The sequence below is a fragment of the Alistipes sp. UBA6068 genome (assembly GCF_949428155.1).
Lineage (GTDB): Bacteria > Bacteroidota > Bacteroidia > Bacteroidales > Rikenellaceae > Alistipes > Alistipes muris.
Map to the genome: position 1 here is coordinate 1 of NZ_CASQFS010000009.1, position 21,207 is coordinate 21,207.

Sequence of the window (21,207 nt, forward strand, 5' to 3'; positions counted from 1 at the left end):
ATGACGATCATCGGGTAGTGGCAGGCCTCGCCGATGCCGAATGCGAGGTGGCCGGCACTGCGGCCCATGGCGGCCAGCACGAACCAGTTGCCGCTGGTGCGGGCGTCTACGTAGACCGCGCGGGCGATGACGGCGCCTTTGTCCTTGGCCGATTCGTAGCCGAACGTCGGCGTGCCCTTCGGAAGCGGCAGGTCGTTGTCGATGGTCTTCGGCACGTGGATGTTGGCGATGGGGTATTTCTTGCTCTCGAGGAACTTGGCGATGCGGTTGGCCGTCGAAGCGGTGTCGTCGCCGCCGACCGTGACGAGCAGCTTGATGTTGTTGTCGGTGAAGAACTTGAGGTTGAAATTGTTCTCGAAATCCGAATCCTTGGGCTTGAAACGGCTCATCTGGAGGAACGAACCGCCCTGGTTGAAAATGCTGTCGGCCATGCGGTAGTCGATGTCGACGGTCCGGGGTTCGGGGATGAAGAGCCCCGTGTAACCCTCGTGCAGGCCGATTACGCGATAACCGTGGTGCAGGAACGTCTTGGCGACGCTGCCCACCACCGTGTTCATGCCGGGGGCCGGACCGCCCCCGGTCAGAATAGCAATAGCTTCTTTCATAGGAGTATTGGAGTGAGTTGTTTTTTCGGAAGCCAAAATTACGCCTTTTTTTTCAAACCGACAAGAAAACCGGGCGCGATTCGCGGGGATGCCGCGCGGGAAAAAAGAAGAGCGGTTTCCACTGCTGAAAACCGCTCCGACGGGAATTGGGTAATTTATCGTTTACTCAACCACCTTCACGTCGATGGCCTGCTCGCCCTTGGCGCCGTTGCCGACCTCGAATTCGACGTGCTGACCTTCGTTGAGCGACTTGAAACCATCCGTTAAGATGCCCGAGAAGTGAACGAAAATCTCCTTGCCGTTCTCTCCAGTAATGAATCCGTAGCCTTTCTTGCTATCGAACCATTTTACCTGACCTTTCATAAAAAAGCGATTAAAGTGTGAATTGTGTTCCGCAAAGTAACGCAAAAAAGGTCGTTTTTCAAAACTTATCCGCTTATTTTTTCGTCTTTGCGGGATTTTTCGTATCTTAGCCATTGCTGAGATACTCCTGCTCGGCAAAATGCAAACAAGTTTGCTTTTGCCCTCACTTATTCGTATCTTCGGCAAGAGAATCGCATACTAATTCGGGCGATATGGGTAGAAAATTCAAACTTGCATTGGCGGCGCTGCTCGGCTTTTCGGCCGCCTGCTCTTCGGCGAAACACTCCGCGGGCCGCAGTTCCGGGCCGCAGGAAGCCATCGGTGTGGAGATGCGTTCGGACACGACGCATTATCGGATTGTCGTGATGTACGGCGTACGGCCGCCCCGCGGGACGGTGATGGAGACGCTGCCCGATTCGGTGACAGCGCCGACAGGGATCCCCGCACCGCAGGCTCCGCAGGAGGAGAAGCAGGCCGAATAGTCATGGCCGGACGACGGTTGGGGCTCCGCAAGCGGCTGGCCCTCAACATATTTTCCGACCTTTACCGCTCGACGGTCGCCGAGCATCGGCTCGATACGCTCTTTTGGGAATGCACGCTGCGGTGCAATCTGTCGTGCCGTCATTGCGGCAGCGACTGCCGGGTGGACCCCGGGGTGAAAGACATGCCCGTGGCCGATTTCCTGCGGGTGCTCGATGAAGAGGTGACGCCGCATGCCGACCCCTCGTCGGTGCTGATTATCTTCTCCGGGGGCGAGGTGCTGGTGCGCGACGACCTGGAATTCGCGGGCCGCGAAGTTGCACGCCGGGGCTATCCGTGGGGGATGGTCACCAACGGCATGGCGCTGACCGAACAGCGCCTGCGCGGGCTGGTCGACGCGGGACTGCGGAGCATTTCGGTCAGTCTGGACGGCTTCGAGCGCGAACACAACTATATCCGCAGCAATCCGCTGAGCTACTCCAAAGCACTCGATGCGGTGCGGCTTTTGGTCCGCGAACCGGGCCTGGCGTTCGACGTGGTGACCTGCGTGACGGGAGCCATGGTTCCGCAGCTGGAGGCTTTCCGCGACATGCTGATTGCCGAGGGCGTGCGGTCGTGGCGGCTGTTCTCGATTTTCCCGATGGGGCGCGCCAAGGACGACCCGACGCTGCGGCTGTCCGACGCCCAGTTCCGCCGGATGCTGGAATTCATCCGTCAGACACGGAAAGAGGGCCGCATCGAGGTCAGCTATGCCTGCGAGGGATTTTTGGGCGGCTACGAAACCGAGGTCCGCGACCACTTCTACCAATGTGCCGCCGGGGTTTCGGTGGCTTCCATCCGGGTCGACGGGTCGATTTCGGGCTGCACCTCCATCCGGGCCAACTTCCACCAAGGCAATATTTACCGCGACAAATTCTGGGACGTGTGGCAGAACCGCTTCGAGCCGTTCCGCAAACGCGACTGGGCGAAGCGCGGCGAATGCGCCGACTGCAAAATGTTCCGCTATTGCCTCGGCGGCGGGATGCACCTGCACGACGACAACGGCGATCTGCTGTATTGTCACTACAAACGGCTGTGATTATGATGTTTTGGGGAGCTATTTTTCTGACCCTTTTCTTGCTGGGTTGTGCGCTTGAGGCTTGGCTTCACAAAATCAGGCGGCGTTGGTAAACCTGCGCGGCAGTGATGCAGTGGGGTTGTTAAAACGTTTTAGCATGAGCTTTTTGGCGGTCGAGTATCTTTCGGTCGGCATGTTTTCGAGGGGCGATGTCGTTTTTTTGCGAATAATTTGGTTGTTTCGATTTTTCGGCGTATCTTTGTGCGCTCTTACAAGGATAGGAGTTTTGTTCGGGGTGTAGCGCAGTCCGGTTAGCGCGCCAGCTTCGGGAGTTGGAGGTCGCTGGTTCGAATCCAGTCTCCCCGACAAATAGGACAGACTGCCTTTCGGCGGTCTGTTTTCGTATGAGCGAACGGGGTGTAGCGCAGTCCGGTTAGCGCACCTGCTTTGGGAGCAGGGGGTCGCTGGTTCGAATCCAGTCTCCCCGACAGGCCACGCGGCAGAAACCTTTGCTGAAAAGCAAAGGTTTTTTTGTTGCGCCGATATTTGCTTGCGGATATGAGCCGTGTTTGCGTGGAGGGCTCTGCAAATCAATCGCAGAGGGCTATTTCTGAAACTTCAAAGTGGATTTACGGATAGGGCGGAGGAGCCACAGGGGGAGGAGCTTGCAGACGGGAATTGCGATGCGGTTCCACCAATCGGGGACGCAGGTGCGGCGCCCGCGCCACAAGGCGTGCAACCCGCGGCGGGCGCACCTGTCGGCCGAAATCAAGGCCCCGAGCCGCATGCCGATTCGCTGCCAGCGGGGCGGCAGGCCGTAGAGGTCGGTGGCGACGCCTGCCGGACAAACCGCCGTGACGCGGATTCGGTGCTCGTGCATCTCCTTGGCGAAGCAGACCGTGAACTGCCGCAGGTAGGCTTTCGAGGCGCTGTACAGCGCCAGCCCCGGAAAAGGCATCCACTGCGAGTAGGAGGACATGTTCAGGATGCGGCCCTGCACGCCGCGGCGAATCATGTCGGCGGCGAACAGGCGGCAGAGTTTGGTGTTGGTCAGGTCGTGCAGCAGAACCATCCGTTCGATTCGTTCGACGGGCGTTGCGAGGATGTCGCAGTAGGAGAACATGCCTGCGTTGTTTATCACCACGTCCGGCTCGATTCCCGCCGCTGTCAGCGCTGCGTGCAGTGCTTCCGCCGATTCGACCCGGGCCAGGTCGCACGTCGTGACGAATACCCCGGCGCAACCTGCCGCCAGCAGTTCGGCCTTTACCGCTTCCAGCGGTTCGGGGCGGTCTCCCGCCAGCGCCAGCTTGTAGCCCAAGGCCGCGAGCCGCGAGGCGTAGCACCGTCCGATGCCCGAGCCGGCGCCCGTCACCAAGGCCCACGCGCTTCCTTTTTCCACTTCTCCGCGTCGCATGCTATTTGATTTTGGCCAGTTCGCGCCAGATTTTCTCCGGTATGGGTTCCTTGCAGTTGTGGCAGCACTGCATGTCGACCGAGTACATGCGGGCCATGCAGTAGTCGCGGTGGTCGCAGCCCGAGCGGGTCGTCATGTCGCCGTCGCGCAGCTTGTTGACGAACCCCGGGTCGTTGACCAGCGCGCGGGCCATCTGCACCAGCTCGAACCCGGCGCCGAGCACGCGCTCGATGCCCTCGCGGCTCACCAGCCCGCCCACATAGACCAGCGGGCATTTGAGTTCAGCGCGGAACTTCTTGGCGTTTTCCAGGAAATAGCACTCCTCGAAATCGTACTGCCGGATCATCCGGCTGCCGAACAGGCTGATTACGATTTTCTGCGGCCACGACGACCACGGCATGTAGTGGCTCATCGTCTTGGTCGGGATGCGGCCGCGCATCACCGCCATCGGGGCTTTCGACACGAAGCCCGACGTCAGCACGATGCCGTGGGCGCCCAGGCGTTCGATTTCGCGGGCGATTTCGAGGCTCTCCGGTATCTGGATGCCGCGCTTGAAGCCGTCTTCCATGTTGTGCTTGACCAGCACGGCCATGCCGCATCGGGCCGCCGCTTCGAGCACCTCTTCCAGGCACATCCGCATGAAGCGCATCCGGTTTTGGAGCGAACCGCCGTATTCGTCGCGCCGATGGTTGGTGTAGGGCGAGAGGAACTGCGAAATCAGATAGCCGTGGCCCGCGTGCACCTCCACCGAATCGAACCCGGCTTCGTGGGCCGTGCGGACCGCCTGCCCGAAATCCTTGGCGAAGGCCGCGCACTCGCTGCGCCGCATGCCGCGCACGAAAGTGGGGGAGTAGAGGTTGAACCCCGTCGATGCGCCGACCGGGAAGCATCCGGCCGTCGACCAATGGGTCATGTTGCCGCAGTGGCCGATCTGGATGCCTGCCGCGGCACCCTCGGCGTGGATGGCGTCGGTCATGTCGCGCAGCCCCGGAACGATTTCGGGCCGCAGCCACAGCTGTTTGTTGAACGACACGCCGCTGCGGTTAACCGAAGCGTAAGCTACCGTGGTCATGCCCACGCCGCCGCGGGCGACCGACACGTGGTAATCCTTGAGCTGCTGCGTGGGGCCGAAATCCTTGCCCATCGACTCGAAAGCCGCCGAGCGGATGGTGCGGTTGCGCAGGGTCAGCGGACCCAACTTATAGGGGGTGAACAGGTCGGACATTTTGGCTGAAGGTGAAAAGTGAAAAGTGAAAGGTGAAAGGTGAACTTTGCGATTAAGCGAGGGCAGAGACTGCTTGCAGGCTATGCTGATTTCAATAGATGAACGGGATGATTTTCTTGCGTTTGAGGGCGGTGAACTCTTCGCCGAATTCCTTTTCGTAGCGACGGTAGAGCGAGGCGGCGCGCGGGGCGAGGTTGGCGAAAGTCCACCACACGAAGACCGCGCCCGCCCACGACCACGAAGCGATGGCGAAGCCCGTCCACTCGAGCACTTCGCCGAAGTAGTTGGCCGACGAGACGTAGCGGAACATGCCGCCGCGCGGGATGTAGTGGCGCGTGTCGCCGGGACGGCGCAGGCGGCGGATTATGCGGTCGGAGTGCAGATTGACGGCCATGCCCGCGATGAACAGCGCGCCGCCTGTCCATATGTAGGGCTTGGCGAACCAGTCGGCGTAATAGCCTGCGGGCGAGACGTAGAATATCCAGCCGCCCTGCATCAAGGCGTTGAGCGTGTTGAACGCCATCCCCATCAGCACGATGCCCAGCGGCATCTTCGAGTGGCCGCGCATGAGCAGCGGGAAGATGAACGAACGCTGGAAATAATGGGCTTGGAACAGCAGGAACAGCGCCAGCGGCCCGGCTTCCCATGTGCGGTCGCTCAGCGCCCAAAGCACGCACATGAGTATGAACACGGGCGATTCCATCAGCATCCATCCGATTTTGTTGGGTACCGGAGGTCCGTATCTGGGATTGAAAAGATAGCCGTAGCCGGCCTCGAAGAAGTGGAGCGCCACGAATACTCCCACGGCCAGCAGGGCCATGATGAGGAGGAAGATGTCGAACGTCTGGGCCATTTTATGCAGTCGGGTTTGCGGACAACGGCATAAATATAGCTAAAAAATCGCTGACCGACAATTTTTCGGGCCGGAAGTCGGACGAAGCGGTTGTCAATGGCGAAAAACAGCCTATAAATAAAAGGACAGCGCCTGCACTGAGCCTGCGCTGTCCGTCCGATCCGCTCCGGCCCGGGTGGCGGCGCGTGTCGCGGGGAAGGTCCCTGAATGTTCGGTCGCCGTTACCGGCCGCGAGAAAGCGCCTGTCGGGGCGTTGCGGAGAATGGAATACGTTGTCGCGAGGTGCCGGTCGCACCCGGTGCGGTCGCAGTATGGATGCCTGCACGAATTGTGCCGGAAAGTCGTGGCGGCGGAATTTTCGCTTCTGTGTGATGCGCGGTTCCGCCCGGTTCCCGTGCTCCGGACTCTTTTTGCCTGGAACGTTTGGTTTTTCGGCCGGAAATCGGTAGTTTCGATGCGTGAAACATCAATGCGGCGATGAAGAAGATTGTGGTTTTTACGGGTGCCGGGGTGAGCGCCGACAGCGGGCTGGCGACGTTCCGCGATGCCGACGGGCTGTGGGCCGAATACCGGATCGAGGATGTCTGTACGCCCGAAGCCCTGGCGCGCAACCGGGCGCTGGTGGTGGAGTTTTACAACAGGCGGCGGCGCGAAATGCTGGATGCCGGGCCCAATGCGGGGCATCGGGCCATCGCCGCGCTGGAGGAGCGGTTCGAGGTCGAAGTCATTACGCAGAACGTCGACGACCTCCACGAGCGGGCCGGGTCGACACGCGTGCTGCATCTGCACGGTGAACTCACGTGCTTGCGCTCGGAGCGCGATGCGGAACTCATCGTTCCGCTCGACGGCTGGGAACAGCCGCTCGATGCCCGTGCCCCGGACGGGGCGCTGCTCCGCCCGCACATCGTCTTCTTCGGCGAGGCGGTGCCCATGTTCGACCGGGCGGCGCGGATTGCGGCCGAAGCCGACATCATGGTGGTGGTCGGCACTTCGCTGGCGGTCTATCCCGCGGCTTCGCTGGTGCGCTACGTGCGGCCCGAAATCCCGATTTTCGTGGTCGACCCGGGCCGTCCCGACACGTCGTGGATACGCAATCCGCTTACGTTCATCCACAAGCGAGCGGCCGACGGGGTGCCCGAACTGGCCGCGATGCTGCAAAAAACTTACGTTTAGCGGCGCGCGGCGGTGCGGAATGAGAGAATTGTTTTACCTTTGTGCCCCGGAAAATCTGTCGCCAACATGACGCTCTTCACTTTCATCGAGATTCTGGGCACGCTGGCTTTCGCCATCAGCGGCATCCGGCTGGCTTCGGCCAAGCGCTTCGACTGGTTCGGGGCCTACGTCGTGGGGTTCACCACGGCCATCGGCGGCGGAACCGTGCGCGACCTGATGCTCTCGCTCACCCCGTTCTGGATGCTCGATTCGACCTATCTGTTCGTGACGGCAGGGGCCCTGCTTATCGTCATCGTCTCGGGGCCCTATCTGATTCGTTTCAACAACACGTTCTTCATCTTCGACGCCATCGGGTTGGGGCTTTTCACCGTCGTCGGCATCGAAAAGACGCTCGCGGCGGGATTCCCGCTGTGGGTCGGCATCATCATGGGAACCATTACGGGCGCTGCGGGCGGTGTGCTGCGCGACATCCTCATCAACGAGGAACCGCTGATTTTCCGGAAAGAAATCTACGCCCTCGCCTGCGTCTTCGGCGGGGTCGTCTTCGGATTGTGCCAGTGGACGGGGCTCGGGGCCGGGACTACGGAGGTGGCTACCGCCTTGAGCGTCATCGCCGCACGCGTCGTCGCCGTGCATTTCGGGCTCAAGCTGCCGATTCTGAAATAACAGCTTTCGATTTTACGCGATACATCCGGTTTTCGTCTCGTCATTCTGAGCGAAGCGAAGAATCCGATAGTGTCAATCCGGATGCGTCAGCAAGATGTTTCGCTACGCTCAACATGACAATCAGAAAAGCTCTGCAAACACATAGCGAGATCGATAGCTGTTAGTTGTTGAAGTAGAGCTTCAATAATTCCTTGGCGGCGATGAACGACGAAATCTTGTCGTCGAGCACCCGCTGCTCGTAGTCGCCGATTTGCGCTTCGACCTGCGGATTGCGGTAGAACGAACTGCGCAGCACCTCCTCGATGGATTCGTACATCCAGTATTTGTTCTGGCAGTTGCGGTGGTGCTTGAAGTAACCGTTCTTTTCGATGTGGTCCAGATACTCTTCCACTCCTTTCCAGACCTCCTCCAGCCCCGTTCCCGAGACCGACGAACAGGTGTAGACCTTGGGCCGCCAGCCCGAATCGGGCAGCGGGAAAAGCCGCAGGGCGCCCTGGAACTGCGTGCGGGCCAGTTCGGCCTTGTGGATGTTTTCGCCGTCGGCCTTGGTGATGACCATCAGGTCGGCCATCTCCATGATGCCGCGCTTGATGCCCTGCAATTCGTCGCCCGCACCCGAAATCTGGAGCAGCATGAAGAGGTCCACCATCGAGTGCACGGCCGTCTCGGACTGCCCGACGCCGACCGTCTCGATGAAGATGACGTCGAATCCGGCGGCCTCGCACAGCACGATCGTCTCGCGCGTCTTGCGGGCCACGCCGCCCAGCGACCCGGCCGAGGGCGAGGGGCGGATGAAGACGTCGGGATTGTGGCAGATGCTCTCCATGCGGGTCTTGTCGCCCAGAATCGAGCCGCCGCTGCGCTCCGACGAGGGGTCTATGGCCAGCACGGCCAGCTTGTGGCGGAGCGAGGTCACCATGTTGCCGATGGCTTCGATGAACGTCGATTTGCCGGCGCCCGGCACCCCCGTGATGCCGATGCGGACCGATTTCCCGGCGTGGGGCAGGCACCGTTCGATGATTTCCTGCGCCTGCGCGTAGTGCTCCGGGTTGTTCGATTCGATGAGCGTGATGGCCTGCGAAAGGGTCGTTATGTTGCCCGCCAGGATGCCGGCAACGTATTCTTCGGTCGTCAGCTTCGATTTCTTGCGCCGCTTGAAGTAGGGGTTTATGATCGGTTGTTCTTCAACTCCTTGGGCTACATTCAGCGCCGTGTCGTGGTGCGTGTCGGCGTATTCTTTTTCGTAGTGGTCGATTTTGGTGTAGGCCATCGCGGGGGTTATTTGGATTTCTCGATGATTTCGGGGGTCAGCTGCAGCGTGTTGCCCATCCACAGCGCGCGGTGGCGGGGGCCCAGGAGCACCCCGAACGGAACGTAGCGGACGTCGTAGGCCGTGAATAGTTTGCCGTTGGGGTCGCAGCCTACGCCCAGGTGTTCCGACAGATAGGGCGTCAGCAGGGGCGCGATTTTCTCCTCGGGTTCGTGAACGAGCACCACGATGCGCAGCCTGTCGCCCATCTTTTCGGAAATGCGCTGCAGGTGGCGGATGGCCTCCAGCGAGTTGCGGCTACCCGAGTGGAAGAACTCCACATAGGTCATCGGCGCCTCGGCGGGCTGGCGGCCGTCGAGCCAGCACTGGACTTTGGGTTCCGGCGCCCGTTCGCCCAGGGCGATATTCTGACCGGCGGCGGCCGCTGCGGCCAGGGCCGCCAGCAATACGAACACTGTTTTTTTCATAGAGCCCGGTGTTTTGTCAAGCGAAGATACGAATTATTTGCCATTTTCTGCTGTGCGGCCGATTTTTTTGCTGCGCCGCGGTGCGCCGCCCATCCGGCAATCCGGATAATTTCGGCGACGAACGGACTGAAAATTAAATACAAAAAATCCGTTTCAAATGTTGGCGGTTCCTGAATATTCTTCTTATCTTTGTGTGCGTGAAATAACAATCCGTAAATTACAGTTCAAAAATATCATCAAATCTTAATTCATTCTTATCATGAAAGTATCTCATATCGAGCATCTGGGCATCGCCGTGAAGAGCCTCGACGAGGCCATTCCCTATTGGGAGGGCGTTCTGGGTCTGAAGTGTTACGCCATCGAGGAGGTCGCCGACCAGAAGGTCCGCACGGCTTTCTTCATGCTGGGCCAGACCAAGATCGAGCTGCTGGAGCCCACTTCCGAGGAATCGACCATCGCCAAGTACATCGAGAACCGCGGCGTGGGCATTCACCACATGGCTCTCGCCTGCGAGAACATCGAGGAGCAGCTGGCCGACGCCGAGGCCAAGGGCATCCGCCTGATCGACAAGACGCCCCGCAAGGGTGCCGAGGGGATGACCATCGCGTTCCTGCATCCCAAGTCCACGCAGGGCATTCTGACCGAGTTGTGCGAGAACAAGAACAAATAATCCGTATAAGACTATGAGCGAAATTCAGAACAAGATCAACAAGCTCATCGAGAACCGCGAAACCGCGCGTCTCGGCGGCGGTCAGAAGCGTATCGACGCCCAGCACGCCAAGGGCAAGTACACGGCCCGCGAGCGTATCCGGATGTTGCTGGACGAGGGCAGTTTCGAGGAGTTCGACATGTTCGTCACGCACCGTTGCTACGACTTCGGCATGGACAAGAGCCATGCGTTCGGCGACGGCGTGGTGACGGGTTACGGTACCATCGGCGGGCGGTTGGTTTACGTCTTCGCACAGGATTTCACCGTCACGGCAGGTTCGCTGTCGCTGTCCATGTCCGATAAGATTTGCAAGGTCATGGACATGGCCATGCGCAACGGTGCCCCCTGCATCGGCATGAACGATTCGGGCGGCGCACGTATCCAGGAGGGTGTCAACGCCCTGGCCGGTTATGCCAATATCTTCCAGCGCAACGTCATGGCTTCGGGCGTCATCCCGCAGATTTCGGCCATCTTCGGCCCCTGCGCCGGCGGTGCCGTCTATTCGCCCGCGCTGACCGACTTCATCATCATGAAGAAGGAGACCTCCAACATGTTCCTCACGGGTCCGAAGGTCGTCAAGACCGTCACGGGCGAGGACGTGACGCAGGAGCAGCTGGGCGGTGCCGTGATGCACACCACCAAGTCGGGTGTGGCGCAGTTCGCCGTCGACACCGAGGACGAGGGCATCGAGCTCATCAAGAAGCTCCTCTCCTACATGCCGCAGAACAACATGGAGGACGCTCCGCTGGCCGTCTGCACCGACAAGATCACCCGTCTGGAGGATTCGCTCAACGAGATCATCCCCGACAGCGCCAACAAGCCCTACGACATGACCGAGGTGATCCGCGCGATCGTCGACAACGGCGAGTTCCTCGAGTCGGCCGCCGGCTACGCCAAGAACATCATCACCTGCTTCGCCCGCTTCAACGGCCAGTCGGTCGGCATCATCGCCAACCAGCCCAAGTTCATGGCCGGCGTGCTCGACATCAACGCCAGCCGCAAGGCCGCGCGCTTCGTCCGCTTCTGCGACGCCTTCAACATCCCGATCGTCACGCTGGTCGACGTGCCGGGCTTCCTGCCGGGTACGACCCAGGAGTACGGCGGTGTGATCACCCACGGCGCCAAGCTGCTCTTCGCCTACTGCGAGGCCACGGTTCCGAAGATCACCGTCACGCTGCGCAAGGCCTACGGCGGCGCCTACATCGTCATGTCGTCGAAGCACATCCGCGGCGACATCAACTACGCATGGCCGACGGCCGAGATCGCCGTGATGGGTGCCAGCGGCGCCGTCGAGGTGCTCCACGCCAAGGCGCTCAAGGACCTTGCGGACAAACCCGAGGAGAAGGCCGCTTTCATCGCCGAGAAGGAGAAGGAGTACAACGACAAGTTCTCCAACCCCTACAACGCCGCCCGCTACGGCTACATCGACGACGTCATCGAGCCGCGCAACACGCGCTTCCGCATCATCCGGGCCTTGCAGTCGCTGGCTACCAAGCGTTTGCAGAATCCGGCCAAGAAGCACTCCAACATTCCTTTGTAACCCAATCCTGCAACCATGAAAATGTTGATAGTAGCGGACTGGGGCTGGTCCGAAATGTTGTGGGTGGCGCTCATCAGCGTCTGTCTGGTGTTCTTCATGCTGGTGCTGCTCGTCGGCGTCATGAAGCTCTTCGGCTACGTGTTCACCGTCCGGCAGACCGCTGCTCCCGCGGCCGCTCCCTCGGGGCGTGTCGTCGTGCAGGGGCAGGTCCACGAGGAGGAGATCGCCGCCATCGCCACGGCGCTCAAGATTTACCGCAGCGCCATGCACGACCGCGAATCCGAGGTGCTGACCATCCTCAGCATCAAGCGCGCCTATTCGCCGTGGAACTCCAAAATCCACGGCCTCACCCAGTTGCCCGACCGTAAATAGTTTATTGCAATGAAAGATTACTCACTGAAAATCAACGGACAAAATTATAACGTGCAGATCGACGAGGTCAACGAGACCTCGACGGTGGCCCACGTGACCGTCAACGGCACTCCCTACGAGGTCGAAATCGCCGGGGCTTCGGCCGCCGCACCCTCGCGGCCGCAGGTGGCTCCCGCACCGCGCGAGGCCAACAGCGGCATGATCACTCCCTCCACGGCGGCTCCTTCGCCGCGCATCGCTCCCGCGGCTTCCGCAGGCGGTTCGGTCGTCAAGTGCCCGCTGCCCGGTACGGTGCTGGCCATCAAGGTGGCTGTCGGCGATACCGTCGCTGCCGGACAGACGCTCGTCGTGCTGGAAGCCATGAAGATGGAGAACAATATCGACGCCGTGAGCGGCGGTGTGGTCAAGGAGATTCTCATCCAGCAGGGCGCTACCGTCATGGAGGGCGACAGCTTAATCGTCATCGGGTAACCTTATGTGGAGTTTTCTGACCGCAGGTTCCGATTTCGTGTCGGAGAGCCTGCTCAAATTCGCCGAGTCCACGGGTATCGCAGGTTTCTTCTCCTCGATGGGGTGGGGCAGCGTCGTCATGCTGGGCGTCGCCTGCTTCCTCATGTACCTGGCCATCCGGCATAAGTTCGAGCCGCTGCTGCTCTTCACCATCGCGTTCGGCATGTTGCTCACCAACCTGCCCGGCGCCAACCTCTACCATACGGAGCTTTTCGCCGGCGGGCACGTGCATTGGGACATCTTCGTCGCCAATGCCGGGTTGCTCGACTACCTCTATCTGGGTGTCAAGCTGGGTATCTATCCCTGCTTGATTTTCGTCGGCGTCGGCGCCATGACCGACTTCGGGCCGCTGATTGCCAACCCCAAGAGTTTCCTGCTCGGGGCCGCGGCGCAAATCGGTATCTTCGTCACGTTCCTCGGGGCGTTCGCGCTGGGTTTCTCGCCCGCGCAGGCAGGTTCCATCGGTATCATCGGCGGGGCCGACGGTCCTACGGCCATCTACCTCACCTCGATGCTCTCGCCCGAGCTGCTGGGTCCCATCGCCGTGGCGGCTTATTCCTACATGGCCCTCGTTCCCGTCATCCAGCCCCCCATCATGCGGCTGCTGACGACCGAGAAAGAGCGCAAAATCAAGATGAGCACGCTGCGCCCCGTTTCCAAACTGGAGCGTATCCTTTTTCCGATTATCATCGCTGTCATCATTTCGCTGTTACTGCCCAGCGCCGCGCCGCTTATCGGCTGTCTGATGCTTGGTAACTTGATGAAGGAGTGCGGTGTTGTCGACCGTCTGAGCAAGACGGTGCAGAACGAGCTGATGAACATCGTGGTCATCTTCCTCGGTCTGACGGTCGGTGCTACGGCTACCGCCGAGGCGTTTCTGAATGTCCGCACGCTGGGCATCCTCGTGCTGGGCGTCGCCGCGTTTGCGCTGGGCACCGCCTGCGGTGTGCTGTTGGCCAAGCTGATGAACTGCTTCTGCAAGGAGGGCAACAAAATCAACCCGCTGATCGGTTCGGCAGGCGTTTCGGCCGTGCCGATGGCCGCCCGCGTGTCGCAGACCGAGGGGCAGAAAGCCGATCCGGGCAACTATCTGCTGATGCACGCCATGGGACCCAACGTCGCCGGCGTCGTCGGTTCGGCCGTGGCCGCAGGTATTCTGCTTTCGTTCCTGGGTTAGTCCGGGGCGTTGTTTCGATAGGGGTGGATTTGGGTCCGCCCCTTTTTCATTAAAGTTCGTTTTTGTCAATGGAAAATTCCGCTTCCCGAACGTGGCGCGGTGTTTGGTGCGGGGCGCTTGCGGCTTTGGTTGCCGCCCTCGCCGTCGGTTCGGGCTATGCCTTTTGGCTCAACGGCCGTTTCAAGAAAGAGGGCGTCGAAACGATGGGCGTCGTGACCCGTATTTACACCAAGACCGAGTACCGCACCCGGCGGGTCACCCGGCGCACTTCGCGCCGCGAAAAGGTGACGGTCCATTACCTCGACTACCGTTTTTCGGTCGGCGGGCAGGAGTTCGAGGATTCCCACCGGCTCGGTTCCGCGTCCGTCGGCGTGCGCAAGGGCGATTCCATCGCGGTTTGCTATCTGCCCGGCGACCCCGCCCGCAACAGGCCGGCACGCGATAGCGCAAAAAATCTGAAAATCAGAAGAATTCGCCCTCGTCCGTATCGCCGTTAGGCTCGCAGGGCTTCTTTTTTTCACCCGGCGCCGCAATTTTTCGCCGTGCGGTTTGCCGGGTGAATATTTTTTCGTACCTTTGCGCACCCGCGTAGTGCGGGAAACGGATTACAAACAAGTTAAACTAAACGTAAAACAGTGGATTCATTAAGCTACAAGACTATCTCGGCCAATGCTTCGACCGTCGCCAAGGAATGGGTGGTGATCGACGCTACGAACGAGGTATTGGGACGTCTTGCTTCGCAGGTGGCCAAGATCCTCCGCGGCAAGAACAAGCCCAGCTACACGCCCCACGTCGACTGCGGCGACTACGTCATCGTCGTCAACGCGGACAAGGTGAAGCTCACGGGCAAGAAAATGACCGACAAGGTCTACACGCGTCACACGGGGTATCCCGGCGGTCAGCGTTTCGCTACTCCGGCCGATTACCTCGCCAAGAAACCTACTTTCCTGGTTGAAAAGGCCGTCAAGGGCATGCTGCCCCGCACGCGTCTGGGTGCCGTGCTGTTGAAAAATCTGAAGGTCTATGCAGGCGCCGAGCATCCGCACGCCGCACAGAACCCCAAGAGTATCAAGTTAAACGAGATTAAGTAAGCGTTATGGAAGTTGTAAACACCGTAGGTCGTCGCAAGGCCGCTGTGGCTCGCGTATACGTGAAGCCGGGCAAGGGTCAGATTACCATCAACCGCAAGGAACTCGCCGCTTATTTCCCCCTCGAAATTCTCCAGTTCCAGGTGAAGCAGCCCCTGTTGGCTACCAACACCGCCGAGAATTACGACATCACCATCAACCTCGATGGCGGTGGCATCAAGGGTCAGGCCGAGGCCGCACGTCTGGGTATCGCTCGCGCATTGTGCGAGATCGACGCCGAGATGCGTCCCACGCTCAAGAAGGCAGGTTTCCTCACCCGCGATCCCCGCGAGGTTGAGCGTAAGAAGCCCGGTCAGCCCGGAGCACGCCGCAAGTTCCAGTTCAGCAAGCGTTAGTACGACCGGAATTTCGGCATGTACGGCGTCGGTTTCAAACCGCAGGGATTGCCTTGGTTATGTCATTCTGAAGCAGAGCGAAGAATCTTATATAATAAATAGGTACTGCCTCTCGGTTGCCGCGCCGCGGAAAACTCCGGGGACCGGCCGCAAGGACCGCTACTCGCGGAGTTGTTGAAAAGAGAATTAGAATCAGTTTAATTACGAATCGAAAATGTCACGTACAGATTTTAATACATTGTTGGAGGCCGGCGCCCATTTCGGTCACCTGAAGCGTAAGTGGAACCCCAAAATGGCTCCCTACATCTTCATGGAGAAGAACGGCATCCATATCATCGACCTGCACAAGACCGTGCTGAAGATCGATGAGGCTGCCGCAGCCATCAAGCAGATCGCCAAGAGCGGTCGCCGCGTGCTGTTCGTCGCCACCAAGAAACAAGCCAAGGAAATCGTTGCCGAAAAGGTGGCAGCCGTCGGTATGCCTTACGTTACAGAGCGTTGGGCCGGCGGTATGCTGACAAACTTCCCCACCATACGTAAAGCCGTCAAGAAGATGGCGACCATCGACAAGATGACCGCCGACGGCACGTTCGATAACTTCTCCAAGCGCGAGAAGCTCCAGATCGCACGCCAGCGTGCGAAGCTCGAAAAGAACCTCGGTTCCATCGCCGACCTCACGCGTCTGCCCGCCGCTCTGTTCGTCGTCGACGTTCAGAAGGAGGCCAACGCCGTCAAGGAGGCCAAGCGTTTGAGCATCCCCGTCTTTGCAATGGTTGATACTTGTTGTGATCCGACCGACATTGATTACGTAATCCCTGCAAATGACGATGCCACCAAGTCGATCGCCGTGGTCGTAGAGGCCATGTGCGCCGCGTTGGCCGAGGGTCTCGAGGAGCGCAAGCTCGAAAAGGAGAAGGAGGCCCAGGAGGCCGAGGCCGCAGGTGAAGCTGCCAAGAAGGAAGCCAAACCCCGCATCAAGAAAGCTGTCAAAGCTACCGTGGATGCCGAGGAGGAGGCTGTCAAGGAGGTTGTCGCCGCTGTCGAAACTCCCTACGAGGAGCCCGCAGCCGCTGCGGAGGAGTAACACGGGCTTTTTCTCTTGCCGGGGCGGCGCCCATTGGCTTGGGTTTTGCCGAGGCAGGAGAAGGTCATGCAAACGAACGTAAATCTTAAATTCAGACAATTATGGAAATCAAAGCTGCCGATGTGATGAAGCTCCGCAAGATGACGGGTGCCGGCATGATGGATTGCAAGAAGGCACTCATCGAGGCGGAGGGCGATTACAACCGCGCACAGGATATTATCCGCGAAAAGGGTAAGCTCGTCGTTGCCAAGCGCGCCGACCGTACCGCTACCGAGGGCGTTGTCGTGACTAAAATCGTGGGTGGCAAGGCTTATATCCTCTGCCTCGCCTGCGAGACCGACTTCGTGGCTCAGAATGCCGAGTACGCCGCTTCCGCCAACGCCATGTTGGAGGTTGCGGTCGCTGCCGACGCTGCCGACCGCGATGCGCTCCTGGCTACCAAGAACGCCGAGGGCCATACCGTCGAGGAGATGGTGACCGAGAAGTCGGGGCAGACGGGCGAGAAAATCGAGTTGGCCTACTACGCCCGCATCGAGGCTCCCTACTGCACCGCTTACGTCCACTTCAACAAGAAGTTGGGTACGGTGCTCGGTTTCAACAAGGCTGTGCCCGAGGAGGTTGCCCACGCTGTCGCCATGCAGGCTACGGCTATGGCGCCTATCGCTATCGACGTTGCCGACTGCCCCGCCGATGTCGTGGCGCACGAGCGTCAGATCGCCGTCGAGGCCATGAAGCAGGATCCCAAGAACGCCAACAAGCCCGACGAGATTCTTGAGAAGATCGCCGAGGGTAAGATGCGCAAGTTCTTCGAGGAGAATACGCTTCTGAACCAGTGCGTCGTCGGCGAGAAGGAGACCATCGCCGAGTTCATCCGCAAGGCTGACAAGGACGCTACGGTCATCGCTTACAAGCGTTTCGCGCTGGGCGAGTAGCCGTCTGTTGTTTATTGAAACGCCGGAGCTTCCGAGGAAAGGAAGTTCCGGCGTTTTGTTTTGCGGATTCCGTCGGGCGGAGGGGTGGTCGTTCGGATAGGGCAGGGCTTGCCGGCCTGGATTCTTTCGGGTCCGGCCTGCCTTTTTATCGTTTGCAGATTACGTTGAAGTCGCAGAATTTGCACGTGTCGGGGTCCTCGCACTGCCGGAACGGTACGGCGGGGTCGTAGAGTTCGGCCAGCGTGGTGCGCAGCAGTTCCTCGAACGGCGCGGCGTATGCCGAGTAGGGCGTTCCTCGCTGCCCCAGTTGTTTGTCGTCCAGTTCCGGCGCGTAGTCCTCCCGGTGCATGTTGCGGACATAGTAAAGCGCCGGGCGGGCGTCGCACCCCTGCGAATGGTAGAGCATCATGGCGTAGAGCAGGGTTTGGAGAATGTTGGAGAGCCGTTGTTTCCCCTCGCCGCGGAAGAGACTTTCGATGCCTGCGAATTCCAGATGCGGCGCTCCCGTCTTGTAGTCCACCACGCGCAGCGTCCCGTCGTCCAGCCGGTCGATGCGGTCGGCGATTCCGGCGAATTTGAGTTGCAGTTTCCGGCCCGCCGCCTCGAACGGAAAGGCATAGGCGACTTCGTGTTCCAGCCCCGTGGTCGTGAATGCGTCGTGCGCCGCGTCGTGGCGCATGATGCCGCCGCGCAGGTAGCGTGTTACGATGTCTTTGACCAGCAGCAGGTTGCCCGTGTATTCTTCCGGCGTCGCGTCCGCGTCGCGCAGGTAGTTTTCGTTGATCGCTTCGGTCACTGCGCGTGTCGCTTCGTCCGTGCGGATCATTGCCCGCAGGGTCTCGCCCGGATGGGCTTCGCCTACGATGCGGCCGTAGAGTTTTTGGGCCGCCGCATGCAGTATCGTGCCGAACATCGGGGCGTCGACTTCTTCGGTCACTTCGTCGTCGGGGGTGAGCCGCGCCACCGAGTGGAAATAGAAGCGCAGCGGGCAGGCCACATAGCGGAAAAAGGCCGTCGGCGAGAGGGTCGCCGGGTTTTCGGGGTCGACGAAGCGTTCGAGCCGTTCCAGCGTCCGCGCGTCTTTGCCCACTTCGATGGGGGCCGTCTGCGCCAGGTTCACATCGACGCCCACTTCGGTTCGCCGTACCGGAATTCCGCTTTCGTATTCGAGCTGATAGATGTAGCGACTCGGTTCGCCCGTCGATTTTTCGTCGGCATGCGAGCAGTAGAGCATGTGCACGCGCTGCGCCCGCTGAATCAGCCGATAAAAATAGTAGGCGTAGACCCCTTCGTGGTGTTCGGGCGTCGGCAGCGCAAAGGCCGCCCGCAGGTTGTAGGGGATGAACGATGCCTGCGCCATGCGGTTGCCCGGGAAGTTGTCGTCGTTCATCGAGAGGATGACCACGTTCTCGAAGTCGAGGTTGCGGGTTTCCAGGATGCCCATTACCTGCAGTCCCTCCAGCGGTTCGCCCTCGAACGGAATGCGGAGCGTTTGGAGGTGGCGGCGCAGCAGCGAGGCATAGGTTTCTGTTTCGATGGGTATGCCGCAGGTTTCGAGCGAGTTGCGCAGTTTGTGGATTTCTTCGGCGATGACTGCCAGGAATTCGGTCCGTTGGCCAGCGTCGTCTCCGGCATAGGGCATCCGGGCCACCGCGCCGATGACTTCCAGCAGCCAGTCGGAGAGTTCCTGCCAGTTTTCGGCAGGGCGGAAGACGCTTTGCAGCAGGCCGTTGCGGCCCAGCCACGCGGCGTCGACCGAAATCCGGCGTTCGTCGGCGATTTCCTCCGACAGCGTGCGGGTCAGCGCTTCGTCGCACCCCGAAACATAGGGATGGTTCAGCAGTCCCGTTGCGTCCGCGTGATAGAAAGTCGTTTCCGTCCCTTTGCTCCGGCGGCGGGCTTGCAGCGCCACCAGCCGTTCCACAAAGGTGTAGGCCAGCGTCTGTTTGAGCGGATAGCCCATCGTCACATTGACCTTGCCCGCTTCTGCGGGCAGCGCGTAGAGCAGCGGCAGCAGCAGATTTTCGTCGGTCAGCACCACCGCCGTCCGTTTGTCCAAAGGCGCCTGCCGGGCATATTCGCGCAGGATTTCCGCGGCGTATTTGCATTGCACGGCATTCGACACCGCCGAAACCACGGTCAGTTCTTTCGGCAGGGCCATGCCGTCGTGCGAGAGTTCCGCGCGCGGCGGAAAAAGCGCCATGTTTTCGCGCACGAACATGCCCGCTTCCTGCTCGGGATTCGTTTTATAATAGGTGTCGTAGTCCCAGTAGAAGTCGGTTTCGGCCGTCGTGGCGAGGAAGCGGAACAGGATTTTCTCGCATTCCGACAGTGCGTTGAATCCCGCCACCACGTAGCGCCGGGGTTCCGGAAACGCATAGTCGCCCGCTTCGATTTTCTCGGCCGCGGCGCGCTGTACCATGCCCCCGTAGGCGATGCCCAGCGCGGCCAGCCGTTCGCGGTAGCGTTCGTAGATGGGCCCCAGCGTCTTCCAGATTGCCAGGAAGCGGCGTTTCTCCTCCGACAGGTCGGCTTCGGGGCCCAGCGACGACCAGAAGCTCAGGATTTGCAGCTGGGCAGGCGTCAGATACGATATGTCGGCTTCCAGTTCCTTGATTTCCGACAGGTTGCGGAATAGCTGCCGGGCGTCGATGCGGTATTTGTCGATGGTGTCGAAGTCGGCCAGGAGCATCTCGCCCCAGAAGTAGAATTTGTCGAACGCTTCGTCGTGGTACTGCGAATAGACCTTGTAGAGTTCGGCGATGAGCCGCAGGCGGTCGCCCGTTTCGAGCCCCGAGATTTCGGTTGTCAGGCAGTCGATCGTGGTCCACGCCGGCTGCCACATGGGCCGGTCCGCAATCCGGCTCAGGGCGTCGGTGAAGAACAGCCGTGCGCGCCGCGACGGAAACAGGATGGTCCGGTCGCTCAGCTCCGCGCCGTAGCGTGCGTGGAGGTCGCGGGCCACTTCTTCCAGAAATCCCGGCGCGGCCATCCTATTTCTCTTTTTCGTCCGACGGGAACCACGGCGTCGACTGGCTGAAACGCAGCAGCTTGGGTTCCGTCTTGTAGTCGATTTTCGCGCCGCTCGTGGCCCTGGCTTCCAGCCGTTCGATGGCGTCGACGCTCACACGGGCCTTGTTGCGGGCCACTACGCGGGCCGTTTCGCAGACCACTCCGGCCGCGTCGGCTACTCCCGTCGACGCAAAGAGCGTCAGATAGCGTACCTGCCCGTGGAGTTTCGCGCGGCTCTCCTCGCCCGAGAGGTCCATCATCAGGTCCTGAATGTCGATTTCGGCTTCCACGCTCGACCGGGCGCCTACCGCCAGGTCGAACAGCCTGGCTTTCAGCGGCCCCTCGAAGCGTACCGTCGCGTCGGTCAGGCGCAGCGATTCCAGCGTCGTGTAGTAGACCGTCACAATCGTGCGGTCGCGGCGGTGTATGTCGGCGCGTTCGCGGATGCGGAGGGTCTGGTTCTTGATTTCGGCGCGGAACTTGGTCGTCGAATCGCCCTTGGTGTCGTAGACGATGCGGGGCGCCTTGTTGTCGGGCGTCCGCACGAACAGGAGGTCGACCGAGGCGTCGACCTCCACGGCCGTGAACGACGCGAGCCATTCGCTGCGTTCGGTGGGCGATACGGGCAGCGTGCTCGCCTGGCCGACCGAAGCCTGCGTCTCGAATTCCGCCTGCGCATGGGCGGTGCACATCATCAGCAGCGCCATGGCGCTCAGAATCGGGTGTTTCATGGTGTGGCTTTTTCTGTTCAGGTCGCTAAATTACGAAATTTATCGCGAACAGCGCCTTGCCGTTCGGGATTTGTTTCGTACTTT

Annotated in this window: 23 protein-coding genes and 2 tRNA genes; 16 read left to right on the top strand and 9 right to left on the bottom strand. The window is 60.3% G+C overall.

Features of this window, described 5'->3' with window-relative positions:
- Positions 1-605: 6-phosphofructokinase (locus tag QVG21_RS06450; RefSeq protein WP_287923219.1), on the bottom strand; the 605-nt coding region annotated here is incomplete at its 3' end.
- Positions 606-767: 162 nt separating this feature from the next.
- Positions 768-968, bottom strand: a complete 201-nt coding sequence (locus tag QVG21_RS06455) for a cold-shock protein (RefSeq protein ID WP_251215068.1) — start codon at positions 966-968, stop codon at positions 768-770.
- 212 nt (positions 969-1,180) lie between these two features.
- Between QVG21_RS06455 and QVG21_RS06460 the strand changes: the two genes are divergently transcribed.
- The 4 genes from QVG21_RS06460 (at position 1,181) to QVG21_RS06475 (ending at position 2,993) form a co-directional block, all read left to right on the top strand.
- Complete coding sequence (locus QVG21_RS06460) at positions 1,181-1,450, top strand: hypothetical protein (protein ID WP_251215067.1); 270 nt, start codon at positions 1,181-1,183, stop codon at positions 1,448-1,450.
- Positions 1,451-1,452: 2 nt separating this feature from the next.
- Positions 1,453-2,526 carry a TIGR04133 family radical SAM/SPASM protein gene (locus QVG21_RS06465; protein ID WP_251215066.1) on the top strand — a complete coding sequence of 358 codons (1,074 nt, stop codon included), beginning with the start codon at positions 1,453-1,455 and terminating at the stop codon, positions 2,524-2,526.
- Between the two features lie 270 nt (positions 2,527-2,796).
- A tRNA-Pro gene (locus QVG21_RS06470) sits at positions 2,797-2,871 on the top strand.
- Positions 2,872-2,918: 47 nt separating this feature from the next.
- Positions 2,919-2,993, top strand: a tRNA-Pro gene (locus tag QVG21_RS06475).
- A gap of 116 nt (positions 2,994-3,109) precedes the next feature.
- Here the strand turns inward: QVG21_RS06475 and QVG21_RS06480 are convergent.
- The 3 genes from QVG21_RS06480 to QVG21_RS06490 all read right to left on the bottom strand — a co-directional run bounded on the left by QVG21_RS06480 (position 3,110) and on the right by QVG21_RS06490 (position 5,997).
- On the bottom strand, positions 3,110-3,919 hold the full coding sequence (locus tag QVG21_RS06480) for an SDR family NAD(P)-dependent oxidoreductase (RefSeq protein WP_287923223.1): 810 nt from the start codon (positions 3,917-3,919) through the stop codon (positions 3,110-3,112).
- Between the two features lies 1 nt (position 3,920).
- Complete coding sequence (locus QVG21_RS06485) at positions 3,921-5,144, bottom strand: NADH:flavin oxidoreductase (RefSeq protein ID WP_287923225.1); 1,224 nt, start codon at positions 5,142-5,144, stop codon at positions 3,921-3,923.
- A gap of 91 nt (positions 5,145-5,235) precedes the next feature.
- Positions 5,236-5,997, bottom strand: coding sequence for a DUF1295 domain-containing protein (locus tag QVG21_RS06490; protein ID WP_251215063.1), 762 nt, complete (start codon positions 5,995-5,997; stop codon positions 5,236-5,238).
- Between the two features lie 477 nt (positions 5,998-6,474).
- On the opposite strand from QVG21_RS06490, the gene QVG21_RS06495 reads away from it, so the two are divergent.
- Positions 6,475-7,170 carry an SIR2 family NAD-dependent protein deacylase gene (locus tag QVG21_RS06495; RefSeq protein ID WP_251215062.1) on the top strand — a complete coding sequence of 232 codons (696 nt, stop codon included), beginning with the start codon at positions 6,475-6,477 and terminating at the stop codon, positions 7,168-7,170.
- Positions 7,171-7,236: 66 nt separating this feature from the next.
- Positions 7,237-7,836, top strand: a complete 600-nt coding sequence (locus tag QVG21_RS06500; RefSeq protein ID WP_287923229.1) for a trimeric intracellular cation channel family protein — start codon at positions 7,237-7,239, stop codon at positions 7,834-7,836.
- 160 nt (positions 7,837-7,996) lie between these two features.
- On the opposite strand, the gene meaB is transcribed toward QVG21_RS06500, so the two are convergent.
- Positions 7,997-9,106 (bottom strand): methylmalonyl Co-A mutase-associated GTPase MeaB, encoded by a 1,110-nt coding sequence (meaB, locus tag QVG21_RS06505; RefSeq protein WP_287923232.1) that lies wholly within the window; start codon positions 9,104-9,106, stop codon positions 7,997-7,999.
- 8 nt (positions 9,107-9,114) lie between these two features.
- Complete coding sequence (locus QVG21_RS06510; RefSeq protein WP_287923235.1) at positions 9,115-9,573, bottom strand: thioredoxin domain-containing protein; 459 nt, start codon at positions 9,571-9,573, stop codon at positions 9,115-9,117.
- A gap of 259 nt (positions 9,574-9,832) precedes the next feature.
- Between QVG21_RS06510 and mce the strand changes: the two genes are divergently transcribed.
- The 10 genes from mce to tsf all read left to right on the top strand — a co-directional run bounded on the left by mce (position 9,833) and on the right by tsf (position 17,380).
- Positions 9,833-10,243, top strand: coding sequence for a methylmalonyl-CoA epimerase (gene mce, locus QVG21_RS06515; protein WP_251215058.1), 411 nt, complete (start codon positions 9,833-9,835; stop codon positions 10,241-10,243).
- A 13-nt stretch (positions 10,244-10,256) separates the two neighbouring features.
- Positions 10,257-11,822, top strand: coding sequence for an acyl-CoA carboxylase subunit beta (locus tag QVG21_RS06520; protein ID WP_287923237.1), 1,566 nt, complete (start codon positions 10,257-10,259; stop codon positions 11,820-11,822).
- A 15-nt stretch (positions 11,823-11,837) separates the two neighbouring features.
- Entirely contained in the window at positions 11,838-12,194 is a 357-nt protein-coding gene (locus QVG21_RS06525; protein WP_251215056.1) for an OadG family protein, read from the top strand.
- Positions 12,195-12,203: 9 nt separating this feature from the next.
- The gene (locus QVG21_RS06530) at positions 12,204-12,665 is read left to right on the top strand and encodes a biotin/lipoyl-containing protein (protein WP_251215055.1); all 462 of its coding nucleotides are present in this window, start codon (positions 12,204-12,206) and stop codon (positions 12,663-12,665) included.
- Positions 12,666-12,669: 4 nt separating this feature from the next.
- Positions 12,670-13,881 carry a sodium ion-translocating decarboxylase subunit beta gene (locus QVG21_RS06535; RefSeq protein ID WP_251215054.1) on the top strand — a complete coding sequence of 404 codons (1,212 nt, stop codon included), beginning with the start codon at positions 12,670-12,672 and terminating at the stop codon, positions 13,879-13,881.
- A gap of 68 nt (positions 13,882-13,949) precedes the next feature.
- Entirely contained in the window at positions 13,950-14,378 is a 429-nt protein-coding gene (locus QVG21_RS06540; RefSeq protein ID WP_287923247.1) for a DUF3592 domain-containing protein, read from the top strand.
- 138 nt (positions 14,379-14,516) lie between these two features.
- A complete protein-coding gene (gene rplM / locus QVG21_RS06545) occupies positions 14,517-14,972 on the top strand; it encodes a 50S ribosomal protein L13 (protein ID WP_251215052.1) in 456 nt (151 codons plus the stop codon).
- 5 nt (positions 14,973-14,977) lie between these two features.
- Positions 14,978-15,364 carry a 30S ribosomal protein S9 gene (gene rpsI, locus QVG21_RS06550; RefSeq protein WP_251215051.1) on the top strand — a complete coding sequence of 129 codons (387 nt, stop codon included), beginning with the start codon at positions 14,978-14,980 and terminating at the stop codon, positions 15,362-15,364.
- 214 nt (positions 15,365-15,578) lie between these two features.
- Positions 15,579-16,448 (top strand): 30S ribosomal protein S2, encoded by an 870-nt coding sequence (rpsB, locus tag QVG21_RS06555; RefSeq protein ID WP_287923252.1) that lies wholly within the window; start codon positions 15,579-15,581, stop codon positions 16,446-16,448.
- 101 nt (positions 16,449-16,549) lie between these two features.
- Positions 16,550-17,380 (top strand): translation elongation factor Ts, encoded by an 831-nt coding sequence (gene tsf, locus QVG21_RS06560; protein WP_251215049.1) that lies wholly within the window; start codon positions 16,550-16,552, stop codon positions 17,378-17,380.
- A 145-nt stretch (positions 17,381-17,525) separates the two neighbouring features.
- On the opposite strand, the gene QVG21_RS06565 is transcribed toward tsf, so the two are convergent.
- Positions 17,526-20,372, bottom strand: a complete 2,847-nt coding sequence (locus QVG21_RS06565) for a PD-(D/E)XK nuclease family protein (protein ID WP_287923255.1) — start codon at positions 20,370-20,372, stop codon at positions 17,526-17,528.
- 1 nt (position 20,373) lies between these two features.
- Positions 20,374-21,123, bottom strand: a complete 750-nt coding sequence (locus QVG21_RS06570; protein ID WP_287923258.1) for a GIN domain-containing protein — start codon at positions 21,121-21,123, stop codon at positions 20,374-20,376.
- Positions 21,124-21,207: the final 84 nt, after the last annotated feature.

Bases quoted from the DNA above. Each gene is read 5' to 3' on its own strand.
- QVG21_RS06510 (WP_287923235.1), bottom strand. From the start codon at position 9,573: ATGAAAAAAACAGTGTTCGTATTGCTGGCGGCCCTGGCCGCAGCGGCC.
- QVG21_RS06455 (WP_251215068.1), bottom strand. From the start codon at position 968: ATGAAAGGTCAGGTAAAATGGTTCGATAGCAAGAAAGGCTACGGATTC.
- QVG21_RS06570 (WP_287923258.1), bottom strand. From the start codon at position 21,123: ATGAAACACCCGATTCTGAGCGCCATGGCGCTGCTGATGATGTGCACC.
- mce (WP_251215058.1), top strand. From the start codon at position 9,833: ATGAAAGTATCTCATATCGAGCATCTGGGCATCGCCGTGAAGAGCCTC.
- QVG21_RS06525 (WP_251215056.1), top strand. From the start codon at position 11,838: ATGAAAATGTTGATAGTAGCGGACTGGGGCTGGTCCGAAATGTTGTGG.
- QVG21_RS06495 (WP_251215062.1), top strand. From the start codon at position 6,475: ATGAAGAAGATTGTGGTTTTTACGGGTGCCGGGGTGAGCGCCGACAGC.
- rpsB (WP_287923252.1), top strand. From the start codon at position 15,579: ATGTCACGTACAGATTTTAATACATTGTTGGAGGCCGGCGCCCATTTC.
- QVG21_RS06480 (WP_287923223.1), bottom strand. From the start codon at position 3,919: ATGCGACGCGGAGAAGTGGAAAAAGGAAGCGCGTGGGCCTTGGTGACG.
- QVG21_RS06465 (WP_251215066.1), top strand. From the start codon at position 1,453: ATGGCCGGACGACGGTTGGGGCTCCGCAAGCGGCTGGCCCTCAACATA.
- meaB (WP_287923232.1), bottom strand. From the start codon at position 9,106: ATGGCCTACACCAAAATCGACCACTACGAAAAAGAATACGCCGACACG.
- QVG21_RS06540 (WP_287923247.1), top strand. From the start codon at position 13,950: ATGGAAAATTCCGCTTCCCGAACGTGGCGCGGTGTTTGGTGCGGGGCG.
- QVG21_RS06485 (WP_287923225.1), bottom strand. From the start codon at position 5,144: ATGTCCGACCTGTTCACCCCCTATAAGTTGGGTCCGCTGACCCTGCGC.
- QVG21_RS06520 (WP_287923237.1), top strand. From the start codon at position 10,257: ATGAGCGAAATTCAGAACAAGATCAACAAGCTCATCGAGAACCGCGAA.
- QVG21_RS06490 (WP_251215063.1), bottom strand. From the start codon at position 5,997: ATGGCCCAGACGTTCGACATCTTCCTCCTCATCATGGCCCTGCTGGCC.
- QVG21_RS06460 (WP_251215067.1), top strand. From the start codon at position 1,181: ATGGGTAGAAAATTCAAACTTGCATTGGCGGCGCTGCTCGGCTTTTCG.
- QVG21_RS06565 (WP_287923255.1), bottom strand. From the start codon at position 20,372: ATGGCCGCGCCGGGATTTCTGGAAGAAGTGGCCCGCGACCTCCACGCA.
- tsf (WP_251215049.1), top strand. From the start codon at position 16,550: ATGGAAATCAAAGCTGCCGATGTGATGAAGCTCCGCAAGATGACGGGT.
- QVG21_RS06500 (WP_287923229.1), top strand. From the start codon at position 7,237: ATGACGCTCTTCACTTTCATCGAGATTCTGGGCACGCTGGCTTTCGCC.
- rpsI (WP_251215051.1), top strand. From the start codon at position 14,978: ATGGAAGTTGTAAACACCGTAGGTCGTCGCAAGGCCGCTGTGGCTCGC.
- QVG21_RS06535 (WP_251215054.1), top strand. From the start codon at position 12,670: ATGTGGAGTTTTCTGACCGCAGGTTCCGATTTCGTGTCGGAGAGCCTG.
- QVG21_RS06530 (WP_251215055.1), top strand. From the start codon at position 12,204: ATGAAAGATTACTCACTGAAAATCAACGGACAAAATTATAACGTGCAG.